Annotated in this window: 3 protein-coding genes; all 3 read left to right on the top strand. The window is 42.1% G+C overall.

Annotation, left to right across the window (positions count from 1 at the left end):
* On the top strand, nt 1-476 hold a 476-nt coding region (locus LGT44_RS08920; protein ID WP_230333581.1), incomplete at its 5' end, for a hypothetical protein.
* 111 nt (nt 477-587) lie between these two features.
* On the top strand, nt 588-905 hold the full coding sequence (locus LGT44_RS08915; RefSeq protein ID WP_145469318.1) for a hypothetical protein: 318 nt from the start codon (nt 588-590) through the stop codon (nt 903-905).
* A gap of 171 nt (nt 906-1076) precedes the next feature.
* On the top strand, nt 1077-1370 hold the full coding sequence (locus tag LGT44_RS08910; RefSeq protein WP_230331566.1) for a hypothetical protein: 294 nt from the start codon (nt 1077-1079) through the stop codon (nt 1368-1370).
* Nucleotides 1371-1468 lie beyond the last annotated feature (98 nt).

Genomic DNA, 1468 nt, shown 5'->3' with positions numbered 1-1468 from the left:
AAATACTGTTTGATATAAATAACGACGGTGCTATAAGTGAAGGTGATATATCTTTTCGAATTGACCTAACTGCATCGGATAATGCTGAGCAAACTACTATAAGTCGAGACAACTTGGCCGCATATATATGGGTGTATGGGGATGGCGTTTCTTACGTGTCAATCCGAGACGTAGAGATTGAGTATTTATCTACAGACACATCTTTTACGTTTATTGCGAATTCATGGAAGCATGAAGGTATATCTTCTATTAGTAATGGAACTCAATTGTATGTAAATACAATATATCGTGATCGGGATAGTGGTGTTTACTATTATGACTATTACCCGGAGAGAGAGGTATATTCAGAGGGTATTGATACTAGCTACATTGAAGATGGTATCAAAGACTTCGAAAATAACCTGGGTCCAGTTAATGATAAAAACTACCCATTAATTGATATAGAAAGGATTTCTGTTGTAGTAAACGAAACATAACAATAGCGATTGAGAGGGACTTGCTTTCCGCGGTGTTCGTTTGTGCTTTACGCTAAGCTAGCACAAGCCTCACCCGCTACGGCAAGCCCCTCACCACTAGCGTTAACACACATGGGTATTTCCGGTATTCGCTCAAAAGAAGTTAAACTCCTTACAGCACTGATGATGTGTTCTTCATCTGTACACGCAACGAGTCAGTGTCCGCCAGAATTCGGCCAGAAAGATCCGCTTATCGATACGCTTGGCTGGTTTATTGTTGCCGCAGGTATCATCGTTGGCGCACTGCTTTTCACTTACATCATCCGACGCTCACGCAGCACAGGCTGGCTCTCGCGCACTATCGTTATCATCGCCGGATTTTCTGGAATGATACTTGTGTGGGTCGGCGGATTTGCCCTGGCGTTTGTAAATTTTTTCTTTAAATGCTAAGACCAAATTCTGGCAACTCACTCAAGCTTTAGAGCACCATTACATTCAGAAACTTTAGTATTATCCTTCCGCTCTGAAAAACACTAACTAAGAACCAGAACAATGCCCAGCAACTGAAAAGAAAAGACCAATACAAGCCTGAATCAATTAATCTCTTCCGCCAGCTATGCCATGCCACTAAAAGAATTTATATCCGCCATACTGATCTTCGCTTACATATTATCGGCGTTATTTATTACTGCTACTATTTCCCGGCTCGCAGACATTGCTCTGCTGCTTCCTGTTTTTGGAGCTGCGCTGTTTTTAGCCTTCCGTGAGTATCGGGACGAAAATTTCGATTCTGAAGGTGGTACGGAGCATGCTACAAAAGAAAACACGATAAATAAGCGCCTTCATTTTCTTGTTCGGGTTATTTGGGTTGTTATTCTTTTCGCGGTGGTTATCGGCGCAATGTTGTACCTATAGCACGGTAGTGTTCAGAATTCTGTGTCATTTCTTTATCCTATACAAAACAGAGATGACACATGACCAAACCAACCTTCGACATGGAAGCCGCGCTGCAG

Origin of the sequence: Thalassolituus alkanivorans (assembly GCF_020447205.1) — a bacterium.
Classification (GTDB): Bacteria; Pseudomonadota; Gammaproteobacteria; order Pseudomonadales; family Oceanobacteraceae; genus Venatoribacter; species Venatoribacter alkanivorans.
The sequence above is the reverse complement of the archived record's forward strand: the minus strand, read 5'-3'. Positions and strand labels throughout refer to the sequence as shown.